This window comes from Pseudomonas sp. IzPS59, assembly GCF_014863505.1.
Classification (GTDB): Bacteria; Pseudomonadota; Gammaproteobacteria; order Pseudomonadales; family Pseudomonadaceae; genus Aquipseudomonas; species Aquipseudomonas kribbensis.
Window position 1 is genome coordinate 1,231,881 of the sequence record NZ_CP062251.1, and the last position, 20,156, is coordinate 1,252,036.

The following is a 20,156-nucleotide window of genomic DNA, read 5'->3' on the forward strand; positions in this document are numbered from 1 at the left end:
AGTCATGCGTTACATCAGTACCCGCGGCCAGGCACCGGCCCTGAATTTCGAAGACGTCCTGCTGGCCGGTCTTGCCACCGACGGCGGTCTGTACGTCCCGGAAAACCTGCCACGTTTCACCCAGGAAGAAATCGCTTCCTGGGCCGGCCTGCCGTATCACGAGCTGGCTTTCCGCGTCATGCGCCCGTTCGTCACCGGCAGCATTCCGGACGCCGATTTCAAAAAGATTCTCGAAGAAACCTACGGTGTGTTCGCCCACAACGCGGTTGCGCCACTGCGTCAGCTGAACGGCAACGAATGGGTCATGGAGCTGTTCCACGGCCCGACCCTGGCGTTCAAGGACTTCGCCCTGCAGCTGCTCGGTCGTCTGCTCGACTACGTGCTGGAAAAGCGCGGCGAGCGCGTGGTGATCGTCGGCGCCACTTCCGGTGACACCGGTTCGGCCGCGATCGAAGGCTGCAAGCACTGCGAAAACGTCGACATTTTCATCCTGCACCCGCACAACCGTGTGTCCGAAGTGCAGCGTCGGCAGATGACCACCATCCTCGGTGAGAACATCCACAACATCGCCATCGAAGGCAACTTCGATGACTGCCAGGAAATGGTCAAGGCCAGTTTCGCCGACCAGAGCTTCCTCAAGGGCACGCGCCTGGTGGCGGTGAACTCGATCAACTGGGCTCGGATCATGGCCCAGATCGTTTACTACTTCCACGCAGCCCTGCAATTGGGCGGCCCGGCACGTTCGGTGTCGTTCTCGGTGCCGACCGGCAACTTCGGCGACATCTTCGCCGGTTACCTGGCACGCAACATGGGCCTGCCGATCAACCAGTTGATCGTCGCCACCAACCGCAACGACATCCTGCACCGCTTCATGAGCGGCAACCAGTACGTCAAGGAAACCCTGCACGCCACGCTGTCGCCGTCGATGGACATCATGGTTTCGTCGAACTTCGAACGTCTGCTGTTCGACCTGCACGGTCGCAACGGCGCGGCGATTGCCGGCCTGATGGACTCGTTCAAGCAGGGCGGCGGTTTCAGCGTCGAACCGGAACGCTGGACCGAAGCCCGCAAACTGTTCGACTCGCTGGCTGTGGACGACGCGCAAACCTGCGAAACCATCGCCGAAGTCTACGAGCAGACCGGTGAAGTGCTGGATCCGCACACCGCCATCGGCGTGAAAGCCGCTCGCGAATGCCGTCGCAGCCTGGATATCCCGATGGTGATCCTGGGTACGGCACATCCGGTCAAGTTCCCGGACGCGGTGGAGAAAGCCGGTGTAGGAAAAGCTCTCGAACTACCTGCACACCTTTCTGATTTGTTTGAGAGAGAAGAGCGCTGCACCGTTCTGGCAAACGAGCTGAAAGCCGTGCAAGCCTTTGTCAGCCAGCATGGCAATCGCGGCAAGCCGCTTTAAACCCTGAAAGTTGTCACATTTTGAAGCCCGTCTCCTGACGGGCTTTCTTGTTTTTGCATGCCACACTGCGCGTGTTTCGCCCACGAAGGACGGGCGAGTCGATGACGAAGGATGTGGCAATGCGGTTTTATTCAGGATTGAGGCCAGCGCTGAGCTGGTTGTTTTTATTGGGGCTGTCGGGGGTTCTGCAATTGACCGAGGCGGCCCATTTGACGATGCATTCAGAAGGGGCAGAGTTGAACATCCAGCCCATTGAGCTGGACGCGCAGGAGCAACAGTGGATTCGTGAAAACCCCAGGGTGACAGTCGCCTCGGTGCAGTATCCCTTGTATCTGTTTCAGGACGAACACGGTCAGTGGAGCGGCTTGAACAACGATGTGCTCAAGCACATCAGCGCCATGACCGGTTTGCAGTTCGTGCATCAGGAGTCGTTCTCCACCAACCACATGCTGGAGCGGCTCGAAAGCGGTGACGCCGACATCAGTACTACGCTGGCGATGAACGAGGAGCGCCGACAGTTTCTCGATTTCAGCCATGCCTTCGGGGGAGCGGGGTGGGTATTCGTCGGGCGGGCAGGTTTGCCGGCGGTGCAGTCGCTTGAAGAGCTGGAGAAACGGGTTCTGGTGCTGCCGGCCAGGCATGCACTGGAGGACATTATCCGACGCGAGCATCCGCTGATCGAAATACGTTCGGTCAAGACTTACGCCGAGGCCAAGGCGCTGGTGGAGAGTGGCGAGGCATACGCCACCATTGAAAACGAGATTGGTGCGCAGTTGTTTCCATCAGGCCTGCTCAAGGTCGGAGGTCTGGTGGAGGGCAAGTGGGAGGCGGATCATCTGGCCGTGCGCAAGGGCTTGCCTGAGTTGCTGAGTATTCTCAACAAAGCCCTTGGAGCCTTTTCGACAGCCGAATTGCGTGCAATGCGCCTGAAATGGCTGGACGGCATTTCCCCTGCTCCAGCGCCCTCGCTCGGGACGCTGGTGATCAAGTGGGGATGCTGGGGCATGGGCGTGCTCGGGGTGTTCGGCCTGTTTTCGCTGCTGTGGAGCCGCCGGCTCGCTGTCGAGATAAAGCAGCGACGTGAGGTGGAGAAAGACCTGGGCGATCAACTGGCGTTTCAGCATGCGTTGATCGATGCCTTGCCGGACCCGGTGTTCGTGCGTGACCTGCAGGGGCGCCTGATCATGTGCAATCGCAGTTATGAAGAGGCGCTCGGCGTGCGTTTTGAACAGGTGCAGGGGCGGACGCTGTGTGAGCTCGACGTGCTTCCGCAGGCCACCGCATTGATGCTTCATGATGAGTTCATGGTGCAACTGCGCACCCGCAAGACGCGCTTCAGCAGGCGACAGCTGATGTTCAAGGGCGGTTCTCGGCAGGTCTATCAGTGGACGGTGCCTTTTTACGGTGCTGATGGGGCGCTGCGCGGCTTGCTGGGGGGCTGGACAGACATCATTCAGAGGCAGACCGATAGCGGGTGTCGATGTCTGCCTTGAACATCGGAAATGTCCTATAAAACCTGGCTACTTTTCTGATGGGAGGCTTAGGACGACTGCCCTAGAGTGACAATCCACTGCGGCGAGAAACCGCGATTGTCGTGCAAGAGGTCGTCCAATGCGCTCGCTCAAAATCCTGCTTCTCGAACCCGACCCGTTTCAGTTGATGGCGTTGCACCAGATGCTCAACGCCATTGGAATCTACGACGTGTTGACCGCGCCTTCGCTGGGAGCGGCAAAGCGCTCGCTGGATCGTCGGGGGCCTGTCGATATCGCCATTTGCAATCCGCAGCTCAAAAGTGGTGAGGGGCTGGCACTGATCAACCATCTGGTTGCCCGACGGGATGCTCAAGCGTTGATTCTGCTGGGGGTGGTTGCTCCCAGCGTACTGGCCGACCTGGAATCCTTATTGGAGGAGAGCGGGGTGCAGCTTCTGGGCAGACTGTATACACCGGTTTCGGCGGTGCTGATGCGCAATCTGCTCGATCGCTATCTGTCGTCGCCCCGACGTTCGGTCAGCGCCTGAAGCCATCGGTTATTTTTCTGTCATCTTCTCCATGCATGCTCCGACAGGTCGGTGACGCTCCCGCAGAGGCCGCCGATATGCAGAACTTTCTTCTCGGGCCGGTGGTCATTTACTGTGGACACGCCCCAGGCACTGTGTTTTCGGACTATTGAGTGGAGATCGAGATGGAAAGTATCAGTCTATTGCTCGGTGAGGCTCTGAGCCCGTATCAGGTAACGCTGACCCCTCGCGGTCTGCAGGGTGAATGCCTGGTGACACTGAAGAACGGCAGTGGCGCCATCGTGGTGGAACGTGAATTCAATCGGGCGCAGTTGAGCGACAAGCGCCAACTGACGGATGTGGTCGATGGTTTGCATCGCGACATCCTGATCGCCGAAGGCCGGCTGGAACCCTGTGTGATCGCTGCATTGCGCAACGTTGCCCGCGACAAGCGCCCACTGCTCTGAAACTGATTGGTTTTTTGTGGGAACCTTCCTGCATCCAGGTCAGTCAGACCCCATAACAGCAGGATCAAGCATTGTGCTCCGGTGCTTGTCGCTTGCTGCTACGGGTCTTTGATACAGACCACGTTTAACCCCGAGTCGTCTCCCCACTTCTCGGGGTTTCTTTTGTCCGGGATCTACTGCGTGGCCTGCTGCTGGAAGAAAGTCTGTGCCTGCTCCAGGTAGTCCGGGCGCATTTCAGGGTCGAGCCACTGGGCGTAGAGCTGATTCAGGTGTTCGTGGGGCAGGGTGCGCAGCAGTTGATCGATTTCGCGGATCGCCTGGCGACCCTGGGTGGTGTCGGTGCAGCCGACATGGCTCGAGATGTACTTGTCCGCACCGTGAACGGGGAAAAACTCCAGCTCGTCTTCGGCGATCTGAACCTGACGCGCCTGATAGCGGATTTCCGGCCAGTAACCCAGTACCGCTTGCAGCCGGCCCAGTCGCTGCATCGACAGAAGGCTGCTAAGGGCATCGTTGCCATAGTGCGGCGTCAGCGAGCCACTGGGTGCCTGACGCAGCAGATTGTCGACGTATTCGCCATAACTGCGCTCGGCCACCACCCCGACTTTTCTCTCGCCGTTGGCGAGGTACGCCGACAGATCGACCTGGTCCTCGACCAGAAAGGGTTCCAGCATTTCGCGATCTTTGCGACGAACCACCAGACCATTACTGACTGCGCGGAAAGCAGGAATGGAGAACGCAATCCACTGTGCCCGCTCCCTGTTCCAGAGCAGCGACGGATCGCAGGCAAACGGATGTTCATGGAGCATCTGGAGACCCCGCGCGCGGTTGACCCGCATCAAGGTGTGTTCGTACTGCGGCATGCCGGCTATCAGCATCGGCATCAGTTGATCGATGACGCCCTGGCCCTTTTTCGGGCCTTCGAAAATGGTCAGCGGCGGCAGGTCACGCAGCAGCCAGATCAGCGTTGGCTTGGCCTGGGCCCAGGCTGGCAGCACCAGCAGAAAAAGCAGGCCGAACAGCCGCCACGTCCACCAGTGGCGGGCGCTGTTGGAGGCTGAGGCCTGTCGGCGTTTCAGCTCAGATGGCTCCGTCTTCGCGCAGCCGGGCGATCTGCTTCTCGTCGTAGCCAAGATCGTGGAGTACCTGCGCATTGTGTTCACCGAGCTGCGGTCCGACCCATTCGGACGTGCCGGGTGTCTCAGAGAGTTTCGGCACGATGCCGGGCATCTTGAAAGGTTTGCCGTCTGGCAGTTTGGCGTGCAGGAACATTTCCCGGGCCAGGTACTGCGGATCGTTGAACATGTCTTCGGCGCTGAAGATCCGGCTGGCCGGGACTTCGGCCTGGTTCAACAGGTCCAGCACGGTTTGCAGCGGCAGCGAATTGACCCAGCGATCGATCACGCCGTACAACTCGTCACGGCGGGTGTCGCGCCCGTCATTGCTCGCCAGTGCAGGGTCGTTCGCCAGATCCTCACGGCCAATGATCAGCATGAAACGCTTGAAGATCGCATCGCCGTTGGCGCCGATCTGCACGTGCTTGCCGTCGGCACTGGTGTGGATCGACGAAGGCGTGATGCCTGGCATGATGTTGCCGGTACGCTCGCGAATGAATCCGAACACATCGAACTCAGGGACCATGCTTTCCATCATGGCGAAGATCGCTTCGTACAAGGCCACATCGACCACTTGGCCGAGTCCACCGTTGACCTCGCGATGACGCAGGGCCATCAACGCGCCGATCACACCCCATAAGGCCGCAATCGAATCACCGATGGAAATCCCGGTGCGCACAGGTGGGCGGTCCTCGAAACCGGTGATGTAGCGCAGGCCGCCCATGGATTCGCCGACCGCGCCGAAACCTGGCTGATCCTTCATCGGCCCGGTCTGGCCGAAGCCCGAGAGGCGCACCATCACCAGTTTCGGATTCAGCGCGTGCAGGGTTTCCCAGCTCAGGCCGAGTTTCTCCAGCACGCCGGGGCGGAAGTTCTCGATCAGGATGTCGGCTTCACCCAGCAGCTTTTTCAGGATCGCCAGGCCGTCGGGGTGTTTCAGGTTCAGGGTCAGGGACTTTTTGTTGCGGGCCTGGACGAACCACCACAATGATGTGCCTTCATACAATTTGCGCCACTTGCGCAGCGGATCACCGCCGTCCGGCGATTCGATCTTGATCACTTCGGCACCGAACTCGCCGCAAATGCGCGAGGCAAACGGCCCGGCAATCAAGGTACCCAATTCAATGACTTTCAGACCGCTGAGCGGTTTGTTGGCGAACGGCATGCGAAATCCTGTAGGACAAGGCTGAGCAGATACAGCGTTTTAACATAGCCGGCTGTCAGTCGCGCAAGGTTGATCGCCATCAATTCGTGGATTGCCTACAGCATCGGTTAGACTTGCCGACTTTCCTCGTATCAAGAAGCCCGTTCATGGCCCAGCCGTCCACTACCTACAAATTCGAACTGAACCTCACCGATCTTGACCGCAGCATCTACGAGAACGTGAAGCAGACCATCGCCCGTCACCCTTCGGAAACCGAAGAACGCATGACCGTGCGCCTGCTGGCCTACGCGCTCTGGTACAACGAGCAACTGTCGTTTGGTCGTGGTCTGTCGGACGTCGATGAACCTGCGCTGTGGGAAAAGAGCCTGGACGACCGCGTCCTGCACTGGATCGAAGTCGGCCAGCCTGATGCGGATCGCCTGACCTGGTGCTCCCGTCGCACCGAGCGCACTAGCCTGCTGGCCTACGGCAGCCTGCGTGTCTGGGAAGGCAAGGTGATTCCGGCGATCAAAAACCTGAAGAACGTCAACATTGCCGCTGTCCCGCAGGAAGTGCTGGAAACCCTGGCCCAGGACATGCCTCGCGTCATCAAGTGGGACGTGATGATCAGCGAAGGCACGATCTTCGTCACCGACGACCGTGGTCAACACGAAGTCCAGCTCACCTGGCTGCAAGGCGAGCGCGGCTAAGTCCGCGTTACTCCCGAAAAATCCCACGTATTCAAGAGAAGCTTCTGTCACCCCATGCGTATCGATCCTCGCCCGTTGCCCGCCACTCTGCCGTTTCTCGGTGAACTGCCACCCCTGCTGACCCGCCTGTACGCGGCGCGGGGCGTGCAGTCCGAGGCGGAGCTGGACAAGAGCCTGGCGCGGTTGATTCCGTTCCAGCAGCTCAAGGGGATCGATGCGGCGGTGGACCTGCTGGTGACGGCGCTGGAGCAGCGTCAGCGGATCCTGATCGTCGGTGACTTCGACGCCGACGGCGCGACGGCCAGCACCGTGGGCGTGCTTGGCTTGCGCCTGCTGGGCGCGGCGCACGTCGATTATCTGGTGCCGAACCGCTTTGAATACGGCTATGGTCTGACCCCGGAAATCGTCGAAGTCGCGATGACCCGCGAGCCGCAATTGTTGATCACCGTCGACAACGGTATTTCCAGCGTTGAAGGTGTGGCGGCCGCGAAACGTCACGGCCTGAAGGTCTTGATCACCGACCACCACTTGCCCGGCGATGAGCTGCCGCAGGCCGATGCGCTGGTCAACCCGAACCAGCCTGGCTGCGAGTTCCCGAGCAAGGCGCTGGCCGGGGTCGGGGTGATTTTCTACGTATTGATGGCCTTGCGTGCGCGCCTGCGCAGCCTCGGCTGGTACGTGAGCAAGCCACAACCGAACATCGGCGAACTACTGGATCTGGTGGCGCTGGGCAGCGTTGCCGACGTGGTGCCGCTGGATGCCAACAACCGGATTCTGGTGCATCAGGGGCTGGAGCGGATTCGCGCCGGGCGTGCACGGCCCGGGATCAAGGCGATCCTGGAAGTGGCCAAGCGCGAAGCTTCGCGCATCACGTCTACCGACCTCGGATTCATCGTCGGCCCGCGCCTGAACGCGGCGGGGCGTCTGGATGACATGAGCCTGGGCATCGAATGCCTGCTGACCCACGACGCTGCGCTGGCCCGGGAAATGGCCGCGCAACTGGACGGCATGAACCAGGACCGCAAATCCATCGAGCAGGGCATGCAGCGTGAGGCGCTGGCCCAGCTCAAGGACTTGCCGGTCGAGTCGATGCCGTTCGGGTTGTGTCTGTTCGATCCTGAATGGCACCAGGGTGTGATCGGTATCCTGGCTTCGCGGATGAAAGAGCGGTATTTCCGCCCGACCATCGCGTTCGCCGATGCTGGCGACGGTTTGCTCAAGGGCTCGGGACGTTCTGTGCAGGGGTTCCATATCCGTGACGCGCTGAGCGTGGTCGCGGCGCAGCATCCGGATCTGATCGCGAAGTACGGCGGCCACGCGATGGCGGCTGGTTTGACTTTGCCGCAGGAGAATTTTCCGTTGTTCGCCGAGGCATTCGACGCCGAAGTGCGCAGGCAACTTCGCGAAGAAGACCTGACCGGGCGCCTGCTGTCGGACGGCACGCTGGCAGTCGAGGAATTTCATCTGGAACTGGCCCGTGCCCTGCGTCACGCCGGGCCGTGGGGCCAGCATTTTCCGGAGCCGCTGTTTCATGGCGTGTTCCAGTTGGTCGAACAGCGGGTGGTCGGTGAGCGGCACCTGAAAGTGGTGCTGAAAACGGAATGCGGATCGGTGAAGCTCGATGGCATCGCCTTCGGCATCGATCGCGATATCTGGCCGAACCCGACGATCAAATGGGTCGAACTGGCGTACAAGCTCGATCTCAACCAGTTTCGCGGCAATGAAACCGTACAACTGATGATTGCCCACATCGAACCGCGTTGAGCCAATCGCGAGCAGGCTCGCTCCCACAGGTACGCTGTTGTCCTTGTGGGAGCGAGCTTGCTCCGGGCGGCGTTCCGACGATGGCGGACTTACATACACAGAATCACTCTGAACCCTCCCTCATCCCCGGATGTCGACTAGGCTCTAAGCACTGCTTGATTGGCCTTGTGACGTCTTGTCGAATTTTTTGCCCGCGGGGGCGGGTGCTGCACCTTTTTCCTGTCACTCGTCGACTTTTCAAACAGAACCCTGGAGCCTGCCCACTGATTTGAGAGGTGCCCCATGAGTCTGCTGCTTGAACCCTTTACCCTTCGCCAACTGACCCTGTCCAACCGCATTGCCGTGTCGCCCATGTGCCAGTACTCCAGCGTCGATGGCCTGGCCAACGACTGGCATCTGGTGCATCTCGGCAGCCGAGCCGTGGGGGGCGCGGGCCTGGTGTTTACCGAAGCCACGGCGATCACGGCTGACGGGCGGATCACCGCCGAAGACCTGGGCCTGTGGAACGACGAACAGATCGCACCGCTGCAACGCATCACCCGATTCATCAATGCGCAGGGCGCAGTGGCCGGCATTCAACTGGCCCACGCCGGGCGCAAGGCCAGCACCCATCGGCCGTGGATCGGCAAGCACGGCAGCGTCAAACCGGAGGACGGCGGCTGGACGCCGGTCGGGCCTTCGCCGATTGCCTTCGACCCGCAACACACCCAACCCAAACAACTTGATGAGAGTCAGATCGCCCAAGTCATCCAGGACTTCGTGGCCGCAGCCAAACGTGCGCTGACCGCCGGTTTCAGCGTGGTCGAGGTGCATGCGGCGCACGGTTATCTGCTGCACCAGTTTCTCTCGCCGCTCAGCAATCAGCGCCGCGATCAGTACGGAGGTTCGTTCGAAAACCGCATTCGTCTCGTGCTGCAAGTGACTGAGGCAGTGCGCGCGGTGTGGCCAGAAGAACTGCCGGTTTTCGTACGCCTGTCGGCTACCGACTGGGTGGAAGACGGCTGGAACCCTGATGAAACCGTGGAGCTGGCGCGACGCCTGAAAACCCTTGGCGCGGATCTTATCGACGTATCCTCGGGTGGCACCGCAGCGAACGCGGAGATTCCGGTGGGACCGGGTTATCAGACACGCTTCGCGGAACGGGTGCGCAAGGAGTCAGGCATCGCCACAGGAACCGTCGGAATGATTACTGAGCCCGCCCAGGCCGAGCACATCCTGCGGACCTGTCAGGCCGACATCATCTTCCTTGCCCGTGAGTTGCTGCGTGATCCTTACTGGCCGCTGCATGCCGACGATGATCTGGGCGGACGCAAAGCGGTGTGGCCGGCGCAGTATCAACGTGCGACCCATCGGGATCAGCCGATTCATGAGTCTGATCTGCGGGATTGATTCCGACCCGCCGCACAGCCTATAAAACCCGCCATTGAACCGGCGGGTTTTTTCTTGTCTGCCGTCCGGAATCGCAAGGGAATGGACCGCAATGTTGATCGAACGAGCGCTGACTGAATCCGACTTGCCACTGCTGGCGCTGATCGACCGCAGTGAGTTGGTCGAGGAATGTTATCGCGTGGAAAACGCTGAGTTGATTCTGTATCCGGCGCGTTTCGACATGCGCGGCTGGCCCGAAGGAGAAGCGGAAGAGAATGCGCGGGCATTGGAAAAGTGCTGGCGCAGCGGCGGCTGGCTACACGGGATTTTCGATGGCGAGGCACTCGTGGCGGCGGTGGTTGTGGATAACCGGTTTATTCACAATCAGGGCCTGAAAATGCGGCAGTTGAAGTTCCTGCACATCAGCCGTGCCTGGCGCGGGCAGGGATTGGGCGGGCGCTTATTTGCCCTGGCTTGCGAGCATGGCCGAGAGGTCGGCGCCGATGCGTTGTACGTCTCGGCGACCGAATCGCGCAATACCGTGGAGTTCTACCAGCGCCAGGGTTGCCGGTTATTGAAGCAACCGGATCCCGAGCTGTTTGATCTGGAACCCCACGATATCCACTTATACTGCCCGTTGGCCTGACGGCTCAACGCATCAAGGGTACTTGCGCTTGTCCGGCGCTGGCGGGAAGTACTGGTACAACCAGGTTTCGCTCAGCGTGCGGTCGTTGGTGCGGATGAACAGCCGCAGTTCCACGGGATCGACGCTGTCGTTGGTCGGGTACCAGTCGAACAGGATCCGGTAACCCTTGATGTCATCCAGCACCAGCACGCTGAAGTCCTGCACCTTGCCGTTGGAGCAAGTGACCACCGGTTCGATCCCGGTGCCCTGGGGCAGGCGATCCAGACCGCCACCGGTGAAGTCCACGGCAAAACGACGGGCCCAGACCGGTGGGTAATGCTCGCCCGGTGCCCAGCCTTCGACGAATCCACCCATGCCGGAACGGGTCGCATGCACCCGCGCCAGCGGCGTACCGACCGGCGGCAGGGCGCTCCAGTAGAGCTTGTAGCCGTAGTTCAGCGAATCGCCGGCAGCTACCGGTTTTTTCGGCGTCCAGAACGCGACGATGTTGTCGAGGGTTTCGCCTGTTGTAGGAATTTCCAGCAGATCGATGGAGCCTTCGCCCCACGCGGTTGTAGGTTCTACCCACAGGCTCGGCCGCTTGCTATACCAGTCGACGGTGTCCTGATAGTTGGCGAATTCGTGGTCGGTCTGCACCAGACCGAAACCTTTCGGATCAGTGTCGGCGAAGGCGTTGAATTGCAGGGTCGCCGGGTTGTTCAGCGGACGGCAGATCCACTCGCCGTTGCCGCGCCACATGGCCAGACGATCCGAGTCATGGATTTGCGGGTGAATGGTGTCGCACATCCGGCGTTCGTGGGTGCCGCAGCTGAACATGCTGGTCATCGGGGCGATGCCCAGTTGTTCGATGGCGGTGCGGGCGTTGATGTGAACATCGACTTCCATCACCACGCGCTCGGCCTGGCAATCGATGTCGAAGCGATAGGCCCCGGTCGCGCTCGGCGAGTCGAGCAGAGCGTAGACCACGAAGCGGGTCGCGTTCTGATCCGGGGTCTCGAACCAGAACTTGGTGAAGTCCGGGAATTCTTCGCGTTTCTTGGCGTAGGTGTCGACGGCCAGGCCACGGGCGGAGAGGCCATATTGGCCAGTGGCATCCACCGCGCGGAAGTAGCTGGCGCCGAGGAACGACACCACGTCATGCCGATCCAGCTCCGGAGCCTTGAACAGCTTGAAGCCGGCAAAACCCAGGTCGCCCTTGAGCTGCTGGGTGTCGACCGAGGTGTTCTCATAGTTGAACAGTTGAGGGCGGAAATGCACCTCGCGGGCCGTGCGGGTCTTCGGATCGACGCTGTACATGCGCACCGGCTGGCGGAAACCCATGCCGACGTGGAAGAACTGCACATCGAGCTGACCCTTGTTCTCCTTCCACAGCGAATGTTCGCCGTCGTAGCGGATCGCGTTGAAGTTCTGCGGGGTCATGGTCGCCAAAGTCGGCGGCAGCACCTGTTTGGTGTCCTGATACGCGCTGCCGGCCAGTTGTTTGGCCTGGCGCTTCAGCGTTTCGAAGTCGAAGGCCTGGGCTTCACCGTCGGCGGCACCGCCAGAGGCGGCCCAGGCGCGGGAGGCCAGCAGGCCCGTGGCCGATAGGCCGGTATAAGCCGCAATGGCCATGGACGCTTTGAGCAAATTCCTGCGGTGCATAGATACAACCTGTCGTGGACAATCCCGCGCCGTTCCTGGCACGTACTGGATCAGAAATTACGGTTCGGACAAGCCTTCGGCCAAACGCTACGGACTAGTAACAGATGCGCGCTAGCTTAATCCGTTCGCTGATTTTGCAAAATTCCTTGATTACACGGCGACAGCGTCTCAATGAAACAAGACGTTACGGTTACTTATCCCACAGCCTTTTCTGATTTACAGGGCATATCTGCTTTTTTCGACTAATTACTCTAAAAACCACTTTTCAGCGCCGATTTAATTTCTATTCTATGGGCATGGCCGGTCTCGACCTTTCGGGCGGGCAGGGCTCGAATCGCTGCTTGAGGGAGCAGGGCGATGCGGTTTTGGAAAAATTCTGACGTACTGGAAAAGGACAACGTCCATGGCAAAAGGACAAGGCATTACCGAAATGTTGGGCATCTTTCCCTGCCTCACCAACGTCCGGCGAAGACGCCGGCTCAGTCCCGATGAACTGAAACTGGTGGAGCGTTACCGGGAGTTGTCGGAAAGCGACCGGATTGCGATGCGGTATCTGGTGGATGCGATGAGGAGTGTTTCGCGGTTTTGAAGTGAAAAACCAAAGGGGCGGACTGTGAAGTCCGCCCCTTTTTCATTCTTGAGGTTTACCGGGGACGCTGCGCCAGCATCAACTCAGGCATGTCCCGCCATTTCACCCAGGCCTGTTGTTGCCAGTGGAGCAGCGGCACGGTGACGCCGGCCCAATGCACCGAGCTCAGGCTCGGGTAGTTTTCCTCTGTTGCTGAGCTGGTTTCCCGCAGGATGGGAATCACCTCATTGCTCAGCCATTGCCGCAGATTGCGGTTTTCCGGGATGAAATGGTGCACGAGTAACGTGTACATGCCGGATTCGCTGACCATCGGTGTCTCGACAACTTTGCCGTACTTGCGCAGCCGGACGGTGCGGCGTTGGTCGGGGTCGAGTTTCAGGGTGACACGTGGGGTCAAGGGATGGCCCATCATGCGGCCGAGATCCTGAGCGCAGAACCAGGCTTGGTGATCGAGCAGGAGAGCATGGAGGAAGCGGTTGTGGCGGGTGAAAACCGTAGGGATAAAGTGCGTTTGGGTCTCAGGTGAGTTTTGCGCGTGCATAGTCAATTTCTACTCCATGTTGAAATGAGAGCCGCCTAATCCTTCGACAGATTTGGGAGGCGAACCGTGCGGCGTTCGAAGTCGGAACATTCTCGATCAACATGGAAGCCGAGAGGCCCGCGCCACACGGTCCGCCATAACGCGAATCCGAAAGGCAAAAAAGCCTCGGTTTCTATGGAGGACGCAGTTGCGCCATGTTGATGATGTACCGGCTTCGACCCCGGGCCGCTGATTGGGCAGCGACGGGATAAAGCCTATCGGTCAGGCGCTAGCAGCGCCAAGTCTACTCTGCCGACGGATGTTGTAGGAATTGCAGCTATTTCAAGAAGGGCGGATCTGTAGGAGTTTCCTGTATTTGCCGTGAGCTTACGAAAGCTCCACTTCTCCCCGTGAGTTTCCTATATCTATCCAACTGAAACCGATTACTGCGGTGACCCGGAGCAGACCATTGAACAAACACAGCAAGGGCAGCCGTCCGAAAGATCCTGAAGATTGTTTCGACAAGGTGCGCGGAAAAGCGGATATCAAATGGCGTACCGACGATTTGATGGTTTTGCTTCGCGGAGACGATGCCGATCAAGCCCCGGAATCAAACAACGATGCCGGGGCTATTCAAATCAGCGGCTAACTTTCCAAGCATCCCCAGCCGGCGCCTTCCCATGGTCATACGGCTTGCCAATCCACATGTAAACCAGCCCCAGACCAATCACGATCACGGTGCTCAGCACCATCGCGTAGTTGATGTACCACGCCGCATCCGGCGTGCGTGGCCAGGCCATGTTGATGATTGCGCCGACGCCGTAGACCAGCGCGCCGATGTTCACCGGCCAGCCCCAGGCGCCGAGGGTGAATTTGCCGCTGGGTTTCCAGCCTTTGCTGCGGGCGTACAGGGCGGCGAGGACGATCATCTGGAACGCGAGGTAGATGCCGATGGCGGCAAAGCTGACGATGGTGGCCACGGCGTCTTGCAGGAAGAAGCCGAGGGCGATGATCAGGCCGGGCAGGACGCCGGACACGAACAGCGCAGCAACCGGCACCTGGGTCGTAGGAGAAATCTTTTTCAGCAGTCGGCTGCCGATGACCATTTCATCACGAGCGTAGGAATACAGCAGACGACTCGCCGCTGCTTGCAGGCTGATGACGCAGGAGATGAAGGAAATCATCACCACGCCCATCACCACTTTCGAGCCTATCGGGCCGAAGGCGTTGTTGAGGATGGTGGTGACCGGGTCCTTGTCGGTGCCGTTGATCACCGCTTGCATGTCCGGCACGGCGAGGATCAGCGCCAGGCAAGCGAACATTGCCGCGATGCCGCCGATGTAGATGGTCATGCGCATGGCCACCGGGATTTTCTTGCTCGGGTTCGGAGTTTCTTCGGCGACATCGCCGCAGGCTTCGAAGCCGTAGTAGAGGAACATCCCCGCCAGCGACGCGGTGAGGAACGCCGGCAGGTAGGAGCCGTCAACGCTGATATCGAAAGTGTTGAACAGCACGCTGATCGGTTGGTGACGCTCGAAAATCAGCAGGTACACGCCGACGATCACTGCGCCCACCAGTTCGCAGAGGAAGCCGAACATGGCGATCCGCGCCAGCACTTTGGTGCCGCTAAGGTTCACCAAGGTGGCGAACAGCGTAAGTACCAGGGCGATGACGATGTTGGTGTTGTTGCTCGGCTCAAAGCCCAGCATGGCCGCGAGGTACGGGCCGGCGCCGACCGCCACGGCGGCGATGGTCACGCACAGGGCGATGGAGTAGATCCAGCCGACCATCCATGCCCATTTCTTGCCCACCAGACGCCGTGCCCACGGGTAAACACCGCCGGAAATCGGGAACTGCGAAACCACTTCGCCGAAGATCAGGCACACCAGCAATTGCCCGCAGCCAACCAGCAAATAGGCCCAGAACATCGGTGGCCCGCCGGCGGCCAGGCACAGGCCGAACAGGGTATAAACCCCTACGACCGGTGACAGATACGTGAAGCCCAACGCGAAGTTTTCCCACAGGCTCATGCTGCGGTTGAAGTTGGAGGTGTAGCCCAGTTGGCGCAGTTGTTCGGCATCGCTGTCGGCAACGGCGGCTGAGAGATCGGGTGATGCACTCATGTGTGTTTGCTCCGTGAAATCGGCAGATTTCGGATGGCCGAAACCGTGGCGGGGCTTGGTGAGCGCCGCCCGGATCGGTAGTTATTGTTTTGAATGCCTGGTAATGCGAATGACCGGTTTCTGCCTTGAAGCCGGGGGGGATGCTTTTAGTGCTTGAACATCACATGCCGAACCGTGGTGTAGTCCTCCAGCCCGTACATGGACATGTCCTTGCCGTAGCCGGACAATTTCTGACCGCCATGGGGCATTTCGCTGACAAGCATGAAGTGCGTATTCACCCAGGTGCAGCCGTACTGCAACCGTACTGACAGGCGATGGGCGCGTCCGACATCCGCCGTCCATACAGAGGACGCCAGGCCGTAGTCCGAATCGTTGGCCCATTCCAGCGCCTGGGCTTCATCGGTGAACTTGGTCACCGACACCACCGGCCCGAACACTTCGCGACGGACGATTTCGTCGTCCTGCTGCGCATCGGCCAGCACGGTCGGTTCGAAGAAGAAGCCGTTGCCTTCGACAGCCTTGCCACCCGTGATCAAGCGGATGTGCGATTGCGCGACAGCGCGCTCGACAAACCCGGCCACGCGGTCGCGATGCTGGGCGGTGATCAGCGGCCCCAGTTCGGTCGACGGATCATCCTGCAAGCCGTACTTGATGCTGCTGACCGCCGCGCCGAGTTTCTCGACGAACTTGTCATAGATACCTTGCTGGGCGTAGATCCGGCAGGCGGCGGTGCAGTCCTGGCCGGCGTTGTAGAAGCCGAAGGTACGAATGCCATCGACCGCCGCATCAATGTCGGCATCGTCGAAGATGATTACCGGAGCCTTGCCACCCAGCTCCATGTGCATGCGTTTGACGCTGTCGGCGGTGCTGGAAATGATGTTCGAACCGGTGGCGATGGAACCGGTCAGCGAGACCATGCGCACTTTCGGATGGGTCACCAGCGGACTGCCCACGCTCGGCCCACGACCGAACACCAGATTGAGGACACCGGCCGGGAAAATTTCCGACGCCAGTTCGGCCAGACGCAACGCGGTCAGCGGGGTTTGCTCCGACGGCTTGAGCACCACGGTATTACCGGCGGCGAGGGCCGGGGCGATTTTCCAGGCGACCATCATCAGCGGGTAGTTCCACGGTGCGATGGAGGCGATCACGCCCACCGGGTCGCGGCGGATCATCGAGGTGTGGCCGGGCAGGTATTCGCCACCGGCCGAGCCGCTCATGCAACGGCTGGCGCCGGCGAAGAAACGGAACACGTCGGCAATCGCCGGGATCTCGTCATTCAGCGCGGCGCTGTAGGGTTTGCCGCAGTTGTCCGATTCCAGTTTCGCCAGTTCTTCGCCGTGGGCTTCGATGGCGTCGGCGAGTTTGAGCAGCAACAGCGAACGGTCTTTCGGCGTGGTCTGCGACCATTCGGCGAAGGCACTGTCGGCGGCGCGCACGGCGGCATCGACCTGGGCTTCGGTGGCTTCGTTGATTTCCACCAGCACTTCGCCGCGCGCCGGGTTGAGCACCGGTTGCGCCGGGCCTTCGCCGTTGACCAGGTGGCCGTTGATCAAGAGTTTGGTTTGCATGTTGTTGTCCTCTTTCTACTGCAAATTCAGGGTGGGAAAGGTCAGGGAATCATTTGCCGCCGCTGCCGGCCACGCTCTCGCCACCCCGGGTCAGGTAGTAGGCGCCGAGGATCGGCAGCATGGTTACGAGCATCACGAGCATCGCCACGACGTTGGTCACCGGCACGTCCCGTGGGCGGCTCAACTGGTTGAGCAACCACAGCGGCAAGGTGCGTTCATGGCCGGCGGTGAAGGTGGTGACGATGATTTCGTCGAACGACAGCGCAAACGCCAGCATGCCGCCGGCGAGCAACGCCGAGCCGAGGTTCGGCAAGATGATGTAGCGGAAGGTCTGCCAGCCGTCGGCGCCAAGATCCATCGACGCTTCGATCAGGCTGTGTGAAGTGCGGCGCAAACGGGCGATGACGTTGTTGTAGACGATCACCACGCAGAAGGTCGCGTGGCCGACGATGATGGTGAACATCCCCGGCTCGATCCCCAGCGTCTTGAAGGTCGCCAGCAGCGCGATCCCGGTGATGATCCCCGGCAGTGCAATCGGCAGGATCAGCATCAGCGAAATGCCCTGTTTGCCGAAGAAGTCCCGGCGGTACAGCGCCGCTGAAGCCAGCGTACCGAGCACCATCGCGATCAGCGTGGCAATGGCTGCGATCTGCAACGACAGCTTGATCGCTTCCAGCACGTCCGGCCGGGAAAACGCCACACTGAACCAGTGCAGGGTGAAGCCTTTCGGTGGAAAGCTGAACGCCGCGTCTTCGGTGTTGAAGGCGTAGAGGAAGATGATCAGGATCGGGAAGTGCAGAAACACCAGCCCGCCCCAGGCTGCGATGCGCAGACCGAGAGATGCTTTTTCAGAGTGCATCGAAGGCCCCCAGTCGTTTGACGATGGACAGGTAAATGGCGATCAGCACGATCGGCACCAGCGTGAATGCCGCAGCCATCGGCATGTTGCCGATCGCGCCTTGCTGCGCGTACACCATGCTGCCGACGAAGTAGCCCGGCGGGCCCACCAGTTGCGGCACGATGAAGTCGCCCAACGTCAGCGAAAACGTGAAGATCGAACCGGCGGCAATGCCCGGCACCGACAGCGGCAGAATCACCTGCATGAAGGTCTGGCGCGGCTTGGCCCCGAGGTCGGCGGAGGCTTGCAGCAACGACGGTGGCAAGCGTTCCAGCGAGGCCTGGATCGGCAGGATCATGAACGGCAGCCAGATGTAGACGAACACCATGAACCGGCCCAGATGCGAGGTCGACAAGGTGCTGCCGCCAACTCCGGGAATCCCCAGAATGAACTGCAGAACCGGCTCCAGCCCCAGGTGCTGCACGAACCACTGCGCCACGCCGCCCTTGGCCAGCAGCAGCGTCCAGGCGTAGGCCTTGACGATGTAACTGGCCCACATCGGCATCATCACCGCGATGTAGAAAAACGCCTTGGTCTTGCCGGTGGTGTAACGCGCCATGTAGTAGGCAATCGGGAACGCGACGATGGCGCTGGCGATCGACACCACGACGGCCATGCTCAGGGTGCGCAGAATGATGTCGAAGTTCGACGGCTGAAACAGTGCGGCGAAATTGGCCAGGGTCAGGTCAGGCGTGACCGCCATGGTGAAGTCGTCGAAGGTGTAGAAACCTTGCCACAACAGCACCAGCAGCGAGCCCAGATAGATCGCGCCGAACCACAGCAACGGCGGCACCAGCAGCATCGACAGGTACAGGTTCGGCTTGCGATACAGCAGGTTGGAAAACCTGCGCAACGGCGCCGATTGAGGGAGGGCGAGGGCGGTCATGTCACACCCCGCTCGCAACGGTGTCGTGCAGCGGAATCATCGCTTCCCGCGCCCAGCGTGCGCTGATGCGCTGACCGGTCTGGTGCTGCGCGCTGCTGACGATCCACTGATTGTTGGCCTGGCTGATGCTCAGGGTCTGGCCGTTTTCCAGCTTCAGTTCATAGCGCGTGGCGCTGCCCTGGTACTGAATGTCGTGGAGCAGGCCGCTGACTTCGATTTCATGGCTGGCCAGCGGGCCTTCGGCGAACCGCACGTGTTCCGGGCGGATCGAAAACGGCTGCGGATGACCGCTGAGCTGGCGCGCCAGATCGCCGCGAATCACGTTCGAAGTGCCGACGAATTCGGCGACAAACGTGGTGGTGGGTTTCATGTACAGATTGCGCGGTGTGTCGACCTGTTCGATGCGACCCTTGTTGAACACGGCCACGCGGTCGGACATCGATAGCGCTTCGGTCTGGTCGTGGGTGACGAAGATGAAGGTAATGCCGAGCTGGCGTTGCAGCTTCTTCAGTTCGCTCTGCATCTGCTCGCGCAGCTTCAGGTCGAGGGCGCCCAACGGTTCGTCGAGCAACAGCACTCGCGGACGATTGACCAAGGCGCGGGCGAGGGCGACACGCTGGCGCTGACCGCCGGACAACTGCACCGGTTTGCGGGTGCCGTAGCCGCCGAGGGCAACCATGTCCAAGGCTTCTTCGGCACGTTTGTGACGCTCGTTCTTGTTCACACCTTTGACCTTCAGGCCGTAGGCGACGTTGTCCAGCACGTTCATGTGCGGGAACAGCGCGTAATCCTGAAACACAGTGTTGACGTCGCGTTGATAGGGCGGCAGACCGGCGGCTTCGGCGCCGTGAATGCGGATCGAGCCCGCGCTCGGTTGCTCGAACCCGGCGATCAGGCGCAGGCACGTGGTCTTGCCCGAACCTGAAGGGCCGAGCATGGAAAAGAACTCGCCGTCCTGGATGTCGATGGAAACCCGGTCAACGGCCTTCACCTCGCCGAACTGCCGGGAAACGTTGGTGAACTGGACTGCAAGCGTCATGATGCGGTGCTCCAAAAAGGCGAGGGCCGTCACAGCGGCCCTGCCTGGACTTCTGAAAAAACTGGATCGTTTGGCGGTGTATGCCCGTGTTGGCTCACCACTTTTGGGTAGGTCTGACGCGGTCCGCTTTAGGCGCCCTCTCCCTCCGGGAGAGGGCGGGGGGTGAGGGCAGCGGTTTCGGCCATTGCTCCAATTTCAAAAGCAAAGTCAAAAGCCACCCCCTCATCGGCACGCCGCCCGCCCAGCCCTCCCGAAACGTCGGA

Annotated in this window: 19 protein-coding genes; 10 read left to right on the top strand and 9 right to left on the bottom strand. The window is 60.4% G+C overall.

Annotated elements, in window-relative coordinates; translation table 11 throughout:
* Window positions 1–4: 4 nt before the first annotated feature.
* The 4 genes from thrC to IF189_RS05385 all read left to right on the top strand — a co-directional run bounded on the left by thrC (window position 5) and on the right by IF189_RS05385 (window position 3,879).
* On the top strand, window positions 5–1,414 hold the full coding sequence (gene thrC / locus IF189_RS05370; RefSeq protein ID WP_134825593.1) for a threonine synthase: 1,410 nt from the start codon (window positions 5–7) through the stop codon (window positions 1,412–1,414).
* Window positions 1,415–1,533: 119 nt separating this feature from the next.
* Window positions 1,534–2,907 (top strand): transporter substrate-binding domain-containing protein, encoded by a 1,374-nt coding sequence (locus IF189_RS05375; protein WP_134825610.1) that lies wholly within the window; start codon window positions 1,534–1,536, stop codon window positions 2,905–2,907.
* 118 nt (window positions 2,908–3,025) lie between these two features.
* The gene (locus IF189_RS05380; protein ID WP_192552942.1) at window positions 3,026–3,433 is read left to right on the top strand and encodes a DNA-binding protein; all 408 of its coding nucleotides are present in this window, start codon (window positions 3,026–3,028) and stop codon (window positions 3,431–3,433) included.
* A gap of 164 nt (window positions 3,434–3,597) precedes the next feature.
* Complete coding sequence (locus IF189_RS05385; RefSeq protein WP_119429023.1) at window positions 3,598–3,879, top strand: DUF3509 domain-containing protein; 282 nt, start codon at window positions 3,598–3,600, stop codon at window positions 3,877–3,879.
* Between the two features lie 173 nt (window positions 3,880–4,052).
* On the opposite strand, the gene IF189_RS05390 is transcribed toward IF189_RS05385, so the two are convergent.
* Both IF189_RS05390 and IF189_RS05395 read right to left on the bottom strand, forming a co-directional pair.
* The gene (locus tag IF189_RS05390) at window positions 4,053–5,033 is read right to left on the bottom strand and encodes a TIGR02285 family protein (protein ID WP_134825595.1); all 981 of its coding nucleotides are present in this window, start codon (window positions 5,031–5,033) and stop codon (window positions 4,053–4,055) included.
* Window positions 4,960–6,159 (bottom strand): CaiB/BaiF CoA transferase family protein, encoded by a 1,200-nt coding sequence (locus IF189_RS05395; RefSeq protein WP_085688875.1) that lies wholly within the window; start codon window positions 6,157–6,159, stop codon window positions 4,960–4,962. The genes IF189_RS05390 and IF189_RS05395 overlap by 74 nt, the downstream gene beginning before the upstream one ends.
* Window positions 6,160–6,305: 146 nt before the next feature.
* On the opposite strand from IF189_RS05395, the gene IF189_RS05400 reads away from it, so the two are divergent.
* From IF189_RS05400 to IF189_RS05415, 4 genes are all read left to right on the top strand, one after another.
* Window positions 6,306–6,848, top strand: a complete 543-nt coding sequence (locus IF189_RS05400; RefSeq protein WP_192552943.1) for a YaeQ family protein — start codon at window positions 6,306–6,308, stop codon at window positions 6,846–6,848.
* Between the two features lie 54 nt (window positions 6,849–6,902).
* Window positions 6,903–8,612 (top strand): single-stranded-DNA-specific exonuclease RecJ, encoded by a 1,710-nt coding sequence (recJ, locus tag IF189_RS05405; RefSeq protein WP_192552944.1) that lies wholly within the window; start codon window positions 6,903–6,905, stop codon window positions 8,610–8,612.
* A gap of 282 nt (window positions 8,613–8,894) precedes the next feature.
* Window positions 8,895–10,001: an NADH:flavin oxidoreductase/NADH oxidase gene (locus tag IF189_RS05410; RefSeq protein WP_192552945.1), complete on the top strand. Its 1,107-nt coding sequence runs from the start codon at window positions 8,895–8,897 to the stop codon at window positions 9,999–10,001.
* Window positions 10,002–10,092: 91 nt separating this feature from the next.
* The gene (locus IF189_RS05415) at window positions 10,093–10,626 is read left to right on the top strand and encodes a GNAT family N-acetyltransferase (RefSeq protein WP_192552946.1); all 534 of its coding nucleotides are present in this window, start codon (window positions 10,093–10,095) and stop codon (window positions 10,624–10,626) included.
* Between the two features lie 12 nt (window positions 10,627–10,638).
* Here the strand turns inward: IF189_RS05415 and IF189_RS05420 are convergent, their stop codons facing one another.
* Window positions 10,639–12,267: a glucan biosynthesis protein D gene (locus tag IF189_RS05420; RefSeq protein ID WP_134825599.1), complete on the bottom strand. Its 1,629-nt coding sequence runs from the start codon at window positions 12,265–12,267 to the stop codon at window positions 10,639–10,641.
* Between the two features lie 403 nt (window positions 12,268–12,670).
* On the opposite strand from IF189_RS05420, the gene IF189_RS05425 reads away from it, so the two are divergent.
* On the top strand, window positions 12,671–12,856 hold the full coding sequence (locus IF189_RS05425; protein ID WP_039769577.1) for a hypothetical protein: 186 nt from the start codon (window positions 12,671–12,673) through the stop codon (window positions 12,854–12,856).
* A gap of 55 nt (window positions 12,857–12,911) precedes the next feature.
* Here the strand turns inward: IF189_RS05425 and IF189_RS05430 are convergent, their stop codons facing one another.
* Window positions 12,912–13,397, bottom strand: coding sequence for a Bro-N domain-containing protein (locus IF189_RS05430; RefSeq protein ID WP_114881530.1), 486 nt, complete (start codon window positions 13,395–13,397; stop codon window positions 12,912–12,914).
* 448 nt (window positions 13,398–13,845) lie between these two features.
* On the opposite strand from IF189_RS05430, the gene IF189_RS05435 reads away from it, so the two are divergent.
* Window positions 13,846–14,025 carry a hypothetical protein gene (locus IF189_RS05435; RefSeq protein WP_225739946.1) on the top strand — a complete coding sequence of 60 codons (180 nt, stop codon included), beginning with the start codon at window positions 13,846–13,848 and terminating at the stop codon, window positions 14,023–14,025.
* Here IF189_RS05435 and IF189_RS05440 read toward each other — a convergent pair.
* From IF189_RS05440 to IF189_RS05460, 5 genes are all read right to left on the bottom strand, one after another.
* Window positions 14,015–15,499 carry an APC family permease gene (locus tag IF189_RS05440; RefSeq protein WP_085611445.1) on the bottom strand — a complete coding sequence of 495 codons (1,485 nt, stop codon included), beginning with the start codon at window positions 15,497–15,499 and terminating at the stop codon, window positions 14,015–14,017. The genes IF189_RS05435 and IF189_RS05440 overlap by 11 nt on opposite strands.
* 146 nt (window positions 15,500–15,645) lie before the next feature.
* Window positions 15,646–17,070: a gamma-aminobutyraldehyde dehydrogenase gene (locus IF189_RS05445; protein ID WP_192552947.1), complete on the bottom strand. Its 1,425-nt coding sequence runs from the start codon at window positions 17,068–17,070 to the stop codon at window positions 15,646–15,648.
* 49 nt (window positions 17,071–17,119) lie between these two features.
* Window positions 17,120–17,929, bottom strand: a complete 810-nt coding sequence (locus IF189_RS05450) for an ABC transporter permease (protein WP_085697286.1) — start codon at window positions 17,927–17,929, stop codon at window positions 17,120–17,122.
* On the bottom strand, window positions 17,919–18,854 hold the full coding sequence (locus tag IF189_RS05455; RefSeq protein ID WP_007954664.1) for an ABC transporter permease: 936 nt from the start codon (window positions 18,852–18,854) through the stop codon (window positions 17,919–17,921). The genes IF189_RS05450 and IF189_RS05455 overlap by 11 nt, the downstream gene beginning before the upstream one ends.
* A gap of 1 nt (window position 18,855) precedes the next feature.
* Window positions 18,856–19,893, bottom strand: a complete 1,038-nt coding sequence (locus tag IF189_RS05460; RefSeq protein WP_192552948.1) for an ABC transporter ATP-binding protein — start codon at window positions 19,891–19,893, stop codon at window positions 18,856–18,858.
* Window positions 19,894–20,156 lie beyond the last annotated feature (263 nt).

What these genes read in the sequence shown, in the direction of transcription:
- IF189_RS05430 (WP_114881530.1), bottom strand. Translation starts at nt 13,397, where the DNA reads ATGCACGCGCAAAACTCACCTGAGACCCAAACGCACTTTATCCCTACG.
- IF189_RS05450 (WP_085697286.1), bottom strand. Translation starts at nt 17,929, where the DNA reads ATGCACTCTGAAAAAGCATCTCTCGGTCTGCGCATCGCAGCCTGGGGC.
- IF189_RS05385 (WP_119429023.1), top strand. Translation starts at nt 3,598, where the DNA reads ATGGAAAGTATCAGTCTATTGCTCGGTGAGGCTCTGAGCCCGTATCAG.
- IF189_RS05390 (WP_134825595.1), bottom strand. Translation starts at nt 5,033, where the DNA reads ATGCGCAGGTACTCCACGATCTTGGCTACGACGAGAAGCAGATCGCCC.
- IF189_RS05375 (WP_134825610.1), top strand. Translation starts at nt 1,534, where the DNA reads ATGCGGTTTTATTCAGGATTGAGGCCAGCGCTGAGCTGGTTGTTTTTA.
- IF189_RS05445 (WP_192552947.1), bottom strand. Translation starts at nt 17,070, where the DNA reads ATGCAAACCAAACTCTTGATCAACGGCCACCTGGTCAACGGCGAAGGC.
- IF189_RS05380 (WP_192552942.1), top strand. Translation starts at nt 3,026, where the DNA reads ATGCGCTCGCTCAAAATCCTGCTTCTCGAACCCGACCCGTTTCAGTTG.
- IF189_RS05425 (WP_039769577.1), top strand. Translation starts at nt 12,671, where the DNA reads ATGGCAAAAGGACAAGGCATTACCGAAATGTTGGGCATCTTTCCCTGC.
- recJ (WP_192552944.1), top strand. Translation starts at nt 6,903, where the DNA reads ATGCGTATCGATCCTCGCCCGTTGCCCGCCACTCTGCCGTTTCTCGGT.
- thrC (WP_134825593.1), top strand. Translation starts at nt 5, where the DNA reads ATGCGTTACATCAGTACCCGCGGCCAGGCACCGGCCCTGAATTTCGAA.
- IF189_RS05420 (WP_134825599.1), bottom strand. Translation starts at nt 12,267, where the DNA reads ATGCACCGCAGGAATTTGCTCAAAGCGTCCATGGCCATTGCGGCTTAT.
- IF189_RS05410 (WP_192552945.1), top strand. Translation starts at nt 8,895, where the DNA reads ATGAGTCTGCTGCTTGAACCCTTTACCCTTCGCCAACTGACCCTGTCC.
- IF189_RS05455 (WP_007954664.1), bottom strand. Translation starts at nt 18,854, where the DNA reads ATGACCGCCCTCGCCCTCCCTCAATCGGCGCCGTTGCGCAGGTTTTCC.
- IF189_RS05395 (WP_085688875.1), bottom strand. Translation starts at nt 6,159, where the DNA reads ATGCCGTTCGCCAACAAACCGCTCAGCGGTCTGAAAGTCATTGAATTG.
- IF189_RS05415 (WP_192552946.1), top strand. Translation starts at nt 10,093, where the DNA reads ATGTTGATCGAACGAGCGCTGACTGAATCCGACTTGCCACTGCTGGCG.
- IF189_RS05400 (WP_192552943.1), top strand. Translation starts at nt 6,306, where the DNA reads ATGGCCCAGCCGTCCACTACCTACAAATTCGAACTGAACCTCACCGAT.
- IF189_RS05440 (WP_085611445.1), bottom strand. Translation starts at nt 15,499, where the DNA reads ATGAGTGCATCACCCGATCTCTCAGCCGCCGTTGCCGACAGCGATGCC.
- IF189_RS05460 (WP_192552948.1), bottom strand. Translation starts at nt 19,893, where the DNA reads ATGACGCTTGCAGTCCAGTTCACCAACGTTTCCCGGCAGTTCGGCGAG.